The sequence below is a fragment of the Polaromonas sp. YR568 genome (assembly GCF_943369675.1).
In the GTDB taxonomy this organism is placed as follows: domain Bacteria; phylum Pseudomonadota; class Gammaproteobacteria; order Burkholderiales; family Burkholderiaceae_C; genus Polaromonas.
In genome coordinates, this window is sequence record NZ_CALROB020000064.1 from 19,135 (window position 1) to 27,030 (window position 7,896).

8 protein-coding genes are annotated in these 7,896 nt (G+C 65.5%); 4 read left to right on the plus strand and 4 right to left on the minus strand.

Annotated elements, in window-relative coordinates; translation table 11 throughout:
* The first annotated feature begins 4 nt into the window (after positions 1–4).
* From tsaE to ACLV8F_RS23210, 3 genes are all read left to right on the plus strand, one after another.
* Positions 5–511 (plus strand): tRNA (adenosine(37)-N6)-threonylcarbamoyltransferase complex ATPase subunit type 1 TsaE, encoded by a 507-nt coding sequence (tsaE, locus tag ACLV8F_RS23200; RefSeq protein ID WP_411886556.1) that lies wholly within the window; start codon positions 5–7, stop codon positions 509–511.
* Positions 508–1,908: an N-acetylmuramoyl-L-alanine amidase gene (locus ACLV8F_RS23205; protein WP_411886557.1), complete on the plus strand. Its 1,401-nt coding sequence runs from the start codon at positions 508–510 to the stop codon at positions 1,906–1,908. The genes tsaE and ACLV8F_RS23205 overlap by 4 nt, the downstream gene beginning before the upstream one ends.
* Positions 1,909–2,102: 194 nt before the next feature.
* Positions 2,103–2,318 (plus strand): glycine zipper 2TM domain-containing protein, encoded by a 216-nt coding sequence (locus ACLV8F_RS23210; RefSeq protein WP_411881713.1) that lies wholly within the window; start codon positions 2,103–2,105, stop codon positions 2,316–2,318.
* Positions 2,319–2,351: 33 nt separating this feature from the next.
* Here the strand turns inward: ACLV8F_RS23210 and ACLV8F_RS23215 are convergent, their stop codons facing one another.
* From ACLV8F_RS23215 to ACLV8F_RS23230, 4 genes are all read right to left on the minus strand, one after another.
* Complete coding sequence (locus ACLV8F_RS23215; RefSeq protein ID WP_411886558.1) at positions 2,352–2,858, minus strand: aromatic-ring-hydroxylating dioxygenase subunit beta; 507 nt, start codon at positions 2,856–2,858, stop codon at positions 2,352–2,354.
* A complete protein-coding gene (locus ACLV8F_RS23220; RefSeq protein ID WP_411886559.1) occupies positions 2,855–4,186 on the minus strand; it encodes an aromatic ring-hydroxylating dioxygenase subunit alpha in 1,332 nt (443 codons plus the stop codon). The genes ACLV8F_RS23215 and ACLV8F_RS23220 overlap by 4 nt, the downstream gene beginning before the upstream one ends.
* A 91-nt stretch (positions 4,187–4,277) precedes the next feature.
* Entirely contained in the window at positions 4,278–6,116 is a 1,839-nt protein-coding gene (locus tag ACLV8F_RS23225; protein WP_411886560.1) for an AMP-dependent synthetase/ligase, read from the minus strand.
* 106 nt (positions 6,117–6,222) lie between these two features.
* Positions 6,223–6,876, minus strand: a complete 654-nt coding sequence (locus ACLV8F_RS23230; protein ID WP_411886561.1) for a DedA family protein — start codon at positions 6,874–6,876, stop codon at positions 6,223–6,225.
* 85 nt (positions 6,877–6,961) lie between these two features.
* On the opposite strand from ACLV8F_RS23230, the gene mutL reads away from it, so the two are divergent.
* Positions 6,962–7,896: DNA mismatch repair endonuclease MutL (mutL, locus tag ACLV8F_RS23235; RefSeq protein ID WP_411886562.1), on the plus strand; the 935-nt coding region annotated here is incomplete at its 3' end.

Below are 7,896 nucleotides of genomic sequence, written 5' to 3' on the forward strand. Positions count from 1 at the left end.
ACTGATGACTGTTCAAAGAGTTGCTGGCGGACACCCGCTGATTGTAAAAAACATTACCTGGCACGGCGAGGATGCCACGGCAAACTTCGCGCGCGCCCTGGCAAGCCACCCCGCCATTGGCCGCGCCTTGATCGAATTGCAGGGCGACCTGGGCGCCGGCAAAACCACGTTTGTGCGCCACCTGCTCAAGAGCCTGGGCGTTGAAGGCCGCATCAAGAGCCCCACCTATGCCGTGGTCGAACCCTACACCTTGCCCGATGCGGGCCAAAATGGCGGCATGAACATCTGGCACTTCGATTTCTACCGCTTCAACGATCCGCGTGAATGGGAAGAGGCCGGCTTTCGCGACATCTTCGCCGCCACCGGCCTCAAGCTCGTCGAATGGCCGGAAAAAGCCGGCCCGCACCTGCCGCAACCCGACCTGCTGCTGCGCCTGGAGGTGCTGCCCGACGAGAGCCGCGCCGTCACCCTGACGGCCCACACACCCACCGGCGCGGAACTGCTCGCATGAAGCGCCCCGACCTGAGCCGCCGCAGCGCCCTGCAACTGGGCAGCCTGGTGCTGCTGCTGGGCGTGCAGCACATCGCGCGCGGCGCCACCATCGTGGCCGTGCGCGTCTGGCCGTCCAAGGACTACACGCGGCTCACCATCGAATCCGACGGCAAAATCAAGGCCCGGCAGTTTTTTATCGCCGAACCGCCGCGCCTGGCGGTCGACATCGAAGGCATAGACCTGATCCCGGCGCTGCGCGAGCTGGTCGCCAAGGTCAAATCCGACGACCCCAACATCTCGGGCATACGCGTGGGGCAAAACGCGCCCGGCGTGGTGCGGCTGGTGATAGACCTCAAGCAGCCCATACTGCCGCAGGTGTTCACCCTGCCGCCGGTTGCCGCCTACCAGTACCGGCTGGTGTTCGACCTCTACCCGACGCAGGTGGCCGACCCGCTCGAAGCGCTGATTGCCGAGAAGCTCGCTGACCGTCAACCTGGTGCCGGACCCGCGCCCGCACCGGCCGGCGACCCGATCGCCGACCTGATCGCGCGGCAGTCCGGCAAGCCGGCCGACAACAAACCGCCGCCGGCAGCCGTCATCGCGGAAAAGGAAAAAGACAAGGCACCCGCTGCGGGAGTAGCCCCCGCCAACCCAAGCGGTGCCAAACCCTCGCCCGAGGCGGCCATCATCGCGAAGAACAAGACCGACCGCCTCGTCATCGTGGCGCTGGACCCGGGCCACGGCGGCGAAGACCCCGGCGCCGTCGGCCCCGGCGGCACGCGCGAAAAAGACGTGGTGCTGCAGATCGCGCACCGCCTGCGCGACCGCATCAACCAGCAACCCAATATGCGCGCCTACCTCACGCGCGACGCCGACTTCTTTGTGCCGCTGCACATCCGCGTGCAAAAAGCCAGGCGCGTGCAGGCCGACCTCTTCATCAGCATCCATGCAGACGCCTTCTTCACCGCGCGGCCGCAAGGCGCCAGCGTTTTTGCGCTCAGCGAAAAAGGCGCTTCCAGCAGCGCCGCGCGCTGGATCGCCGACAAGGAAAACTCGGCCGACCTGGTGGGCGGCATCAACGTCAAGGCCAAGGACGCGCAGGTGCAAAAAGCCCTGCTCGACATGAGCACCACGGCACAGATCAACGACAGCCTCAAGCTCGGCAGCGCCATGCTGGGCGAGATCGGCAACGTCGGCAAGCTGCACAAGCCCAAGGTGGAGCAAGCCGGTTTTGCGGTGCTGAAAGCGCCCGACATTCCCAGTGTGCTGGTGGAGACCGCCTTCATCAGCAACCCCGACGAAGAAGCCAAGCTGCGCAGCGACGACTACCAGATCCAGCTGGCCGACGCCTTGATGCGCGGCATCACGCGCTACTTCGCGCGCAACCCGCCGCTGGCGCGCAACCGCGCTGTGTAAGTAGTCGCAGGCGCGCCTGTTTGCCAAAAGTTACAACGAAAGACCGCAGCGAGCCGACAGTTCGCGGCGGCCTTCTCCTACAGTCCCCGGACACCCGCCCACCTACATTGAAGTCACAGGCAAAGCCGGGACCTCACCATAGCGTGATGTCAGCAGCAAGAGCCTGAAACTCTTAGCAAAAGGTGAACACAATGATGAATACGAAATTGATGATGTCAGCAGTAGCAGCAGCCGCCCTGATCGGCCTGACCGGTTGCGGCACCAGCCCGACGAATGCACAAATCGGCACCGGCGTTGGCGCCGTGGCAGGTGGTGTGGTGGGCAATGCCGTATTCGGAAGCACGCTGGGCACCGTGGGCGGTGCAGCGGCCGGCGCGCTGATCGGTAACGAAGTCGGCAAAAAACGCTGACCTCCCTCCGCTTGGGTTAAAACCCTGGCGGATTCAAACGGGGTAGATCAGCGAGTTGAGAATCATCTCGCTGTCATACACACAGAGACGGCTGCTGAATTTCAGTGAGCCGTCTTTTTGCGTCAGCTCATCGATATAACGGCCCACGTTGTAGACCTCGCTCACGCCGCCCGGCCGGGTGCGGAACACCGCGTAGTTGGCCTCGGCCTTGATGACATCCCCGTCTTGCAAAACTTCATGCGAGAGGATGCGCGCCGGACTCACGATGTGCCGCATGTAGTACGGCCCGTGGTAAATGGTTTGCGTGACGCCGTAGACCCGGTCTTTCATCATGCCGCGGCTTTCCAGCGCCATCAACGCCAGCGGCAGGCCGCGGTCGAAGTTCTCGCGCGCCTGCACCTTGTAGTGGCCGTCTTCCACGAAAAACTCCGGCCACTCCTCAAACCGCTTTTCGTCCAACACCGCCGCATAGTCGGCATTGAGCTGGTCCACCCGCATCTGCAGCAGCAGGCGCTGCATGCCTTGTTCACTCGCGGTCATAGGCCCATGACTTTCTTCCAGTAGGCATACATGCTGCGGATCAGGGTCTCGGTGACCATGTGCTCGGTCATCTCGGTGCCGGTGCCGCCCAGTTCGCACAGCGTGGCGCCCTCGCCGGCCTGCGCGAAGCCCGCCTGGCTGAACTCGATCACCTCGCCGTCGTCGGCGCTGACAAATCCCGCCGGGCCGAACAGGTTGGCCTGGCGCAGGCGGCGCCGCGTCATCTCGGGCGTGTCGTCGGCAAAGCCGAAGTGCGTCCAGATGAAATCAAATTCACCCTCGCCGCGCGGCACGATGTGGCGGGTGCTCAGCGAGTTGACCTGCTGCTGGATGATCAGGCTGGGGAACAGCGTGATCATGGTGACGGTGGGCATGATGTCGCTGCCGGGGTTGGAAGGATCGGGCACTTTCCACCAGGGCTCGGGCACCACGTCCAGCAGGCGGTCGTCGTGCAGCGCCATATTGGCCTTGAAGGACGTCACGCCCTCGGTCACGGCCGCGTTCTGCCCGCCTTCGTTGCGGCGCGAGATCATCACCGCATGGCGGCCCTCGCCGTCCATCACCATGCGGCTTTTCTGGTCGGCGCGCCACAAGCCGAAGGTCACGAACCAGGTGTGCAGCAGGCCGGGGTGGTAAGGGTCCTTGATGTTTTCCATCATCAGCTTCCAGTTGCCCGGAATGCGCTGGCGGTTGTAGCCCAGCAGGGTCAGCTTGCGCGCGCCTTCCGGGCCTTTGAAGATGCGGTCCAGCCAGGGCATGATCTGCGGGCCCAGGTAGTCCTGGAGCGGCTCGGTGTCCTCGCTGAAGGTGGCGAACACCAGGCCGTGCAGCAGCGCCACGCGCAGCTTGGTCAGGCCGTGGTCTTTCAGGTCGAAACCTTCGGGCATGCCGCCGTTGACGCAGTCGCCCTCTTTCACCCCGTCCTTGAAAGGCAGGCCCGCAAGGTCGCCGTTGAGTTTGTAAGTCCACTGGTGGTAGGGGCAGACAAAGCTGCGGGCATTGCCCTGCGGGTTCTGGCAAAAGCGCACGCCGCGGTGGGCGCAGCGGTTTTCCACCACGCGTATGCCGTGGTCGGTGGCGCGGTCCTTGGGCGCGATGCGGTCGCGCACCATCAGCACCTGGCGCTCGCCGACGTGGCTGAGCTTGTAGTCGCCGACGTTAGGGATCTCGGCCTCCAGCCCCACATAGGACCAGTGCGCGCCGTAGAAAATTTTGTCGAGTTCGCGCTGGTAAAGCTGCGCGTCGGTATAGGCCCAAAAGGGCACACGGCTGGAGCCGGGCTGGGTCCAGCGGGAGGTTTCGATGTTGGAAAGGGGCGGCGCGTTCATGGGTCCTCGCACGGGAGTGGGGAAGCAGGGTAAATAATACGCTTACTTACGAACCGGCACGCCCCTTGCCGCACAGGGTTTATGCGGATGCTCAGCGCCTGGCGCCCGACTGGTACAGGCTTTCGATCTCGCCCGCATAACGCGCCATCAGGTTGTTGCGCTTGAGCTTGAGCGTCGGCGTCATCAGGGCGTTCTCGATGGTCCATGCCTCCCGCGTCAGGTAGACGGCGCGCGGCATCGCGTAGCGCGCGAAATCTTTGGTCTGGGCTGCAATGCGTTCCAGCGCGAGCTTGTGCGCGGCAGGCTGCTGCAGGCTGGCCGGGTCGTCGGGGTTCAGCCCCAGGCTTTGCGCCACGCGCCGCCATTCGGCCGCATTGACCACCACCACACAGGCGATGAAAGGCCGGTTTTCGCCGACCACCAGCACCTGGTCGAACAGCGGGTCGGCGCCTATCGCCACTTCCAGGTCGCCCGGCGGCACTTTTTCGCCGGTCGAGGTGACGATGATTTCCTTCAGGCGGCCCATGATGCGGATGCGCCCGGCCTCGATCACCGCCTGGTCGCCGGTGCACAGCCAGCCGTCGGCCAGCAGCACGCGCGCCGTGTCCTCGGGCCGCTTCCAGTAGCCCTTCATCACCAGCGGACCGCGCACCTGCAGCTCCTGGTTCTCGCTGATGCGCACTTCCACATCCGCCAGGGCCCTGCCCACGGTGGCCGGGTCGTTGTCGTCCGGGCTGTTGGACGCCACCACGGGCGAGGTCTCGGTCATGCCGTAGCCCTGCAACAGCGGCAGGCCCAGCCCCAGGAAGCAGCGCGCCACCGCGTGCGACAGCGGCGCGCCGCCGCTCACAGCCACACGCACGCGGCCGCCGAACTGCGCCAGCAGCGTGCGGCCCACCAGCCGCTGAAGCACCGGCTGCAACACGGGATCCAGCCAGGCCCACGGGCTTTTTTCGGCCTCCGCCAACGGCAACCCCTGCGCCCGGCAGAACTGCCGCCAGCCCACCGCCTGCGCGGCGAGGAAGAGGCGCGTCTTGAATGGCGACGGGGCCAGCGTTTCCTGCAGCTTTGCGAACACCCGCTCGTAAATGCGCGGCACCGAAATCAGCATGGTGGGCCGCACGGTCTTCAGGTCTTCGGCCAGCAGCGCGACAGAGCGCGCATAGGCCACACAGCTGCCGGCGGCAATCGGCAGGTAGTAGCCGGCCGTGCGTTCAAAGGTGTGCGACAGCGGCAGGAAGGACAGGAACACGTCCTCGGGCAGGGGCGCCACCAGCGACACGATGGAGCGCACGTTGGACATGACGTTGCGGTGCGTGAGCATCACGCCCTTGGGCTTGCCGGTAGTGCCCGAGGTATAGACAAGGGCCGCCAGGTCGTCCTCGGCGGGCGCCGTCAACCCACCCGTGTAAGCGTCCCCGCCCGCCAGCCAGCCGGCCAGCGACACCAGCCGCGGCGAACCGCCGGCCGCATCCAGGATTGCCTCAGGCTCAATCACCACCACACAGCGCAAAGCCGGCAGCGGCGTACCCACCGCCTCAATGGCGCGCCATTGGGACAGCGAGGACACCACCAGCAGGCAGGCTTCGCAGTCGGACAGGATGTAGGCAATGCTGCCGGCGTTGTCGATGGCGTGCAGCGGCACAGGCACCATGCCCAGCGACAGGGCCGCCTGGTCTATGCTCACCGCGTTCAGGCCATTGGGCAACAGGATGGCCACGCTCGCATGGGCCGGCAGTTGCATGGCCGCCAGCGCGCGGCCCCAGCGGGCGATGCGCGTGCCGGCCTCCGCCCAACTGGTGCTGAGCCAGCGGCCCGAGGCGGCGTCGAATTCGCGGTAAGCCTCGCCCTGCGGGCTGTGCGCCACGCGAAAATCCAGCAACTCCGGCAGCGTACGCACCGCGGCCAGTTCAAGAGGGGTGATGTTCATTCGGGGTTCCTGCCAGCCAGGGAGTGGCACATGGGTAGTGATGATGCACGCAGTCTGGCGGTGCCGCCCTGACCCATGTCAAGGCCCGCCCGCAGCCGTGGAATTTTCAGGCGCTCGGGCCGGTCGCCTTGCGCCTGGCCTTCCAGGCGCCAAACAGCACCAGCAGGCCCGGCACCAGGATCAGCGCCCAGATGATCTTGTCGAGGTTTGTTTTGACAAAGGGAATGTTGCCGAAGAAGTAACCGACCGTCACGATGCCGCCCACCCACAGCGCGCCCCCCACCAGGTTGAACAGCGTGAACTTGCTGCGCGTCATCTCCGACACGCCCGCCACAAAGGGTGCGAAGGTGCGCAGAAAAGGCATGAAGCGCGCCGCGATGATGGTGACGCCGCCGTAGCGCTCGTAGAACGCATGGGCCTGGTCGAAGGCCTTTTTATTGAACCAGCGCGAGTTCTCCCACTGGAAGACCTTGGGGCCCAAAGACCGCCCTATCAGGTAGTTGCACTGGTCGCCGAGCACCGCCGCCACAAACAACAGGCCCACCGCGAGCGGAAAACTCATCAGCCCCACGCCGCACATCGCGCCCACCACAAACAGCAGCGAATCGCCCGGCAGGAAAGGCATGACGACCACGCCGGTTTCCACAAAGATGATGATGAACAACAGGGCGTACACCCAGGCGCCGTAGCTGGTGACGAAAGCCTCCAGGTGTTTGTCGATGTGAAGAATGAAATCGATGAGAAAAGCGGCTAGTTCCATGCCCGCGATTCTGACATGCCCGAAATCCCGGCAATGGGTACGGGCAAGCACGCCAACCGGGCCCTGAGCCTAAAATCGGCCCCACATGACCTCCCCGACCTCCGCTCCGCGCCGCCCTATCCGCGAACTCCCCGACGAACTGATCAGCCAGATTGCCGCCGGCGAGGTGGTGGAGCGCCCAGCCTCGGTGGTGCGCGAGCTGGTGGACAACGCGCTGGACGCGGGTGCCACGCAGGTCACGGTGCGGCTGCTGGCCGGCGGCGTGCGGCTCATCCTGGTGGAGGACGACGGCTTGGGCATTCCGCGCGAGGAATTGCCTGTCGCGCTGAGGCGCCACGCGACCAGCAAGATCGCCTCGCTGCAGGACCTTGAAGCCGTGGGCACCATGGGCTTTCGCGGCGAAGCGCTGGCCGCCATCAATTCGATTGCCGACATGAGCCTGCTGTCCAGGACAGCCGACAACGAACACGCCTGGCAGCTGGACGGCCGCACCGGCGAACTCAAGCCCGCGGCGCGCAGCCGCGGCACCAGCGTCGAAGTGCGCGAACTGTTTTACGCCACGCCGGCCCGCCGCAAGTTTTTAAAAACCGACGCCACCGAGCTGGCCCACTGCATCGAGGCCGTGCGCCGCCATGCGCTGGTGCGGCCCGATGTGGGTTTTGCCATCTGGCACGAGGGCAAGCTGGTCGAGCAGTGGCGCGCCGCCACCGGCGACGGCGCCCACGCACAGCGCCTGGCCGACGTGCTGGGCAGCGAATTCGTCGAACAATCCGTCACCGTGAACTACGAAAGCTCGGCCCGCCGCCACGACGGCCAGCCCGCCGTGCGTGTCTGGGGCGTGGCCGGCATCCCGGACGCCGCCCGTTCGCGCGCCGACCAGCAGTTTGCCTACGTCAACGGCCGCTACGTCCGCGACAAGGTGCTGACGCACGCGGCGCGCAGCGCCTATGAAGACGTGCTGCACGGCCACCGCCAGCCGGTTTATGCGCTGTACGTCGAGATAGACCCCAGCCGCGTCGA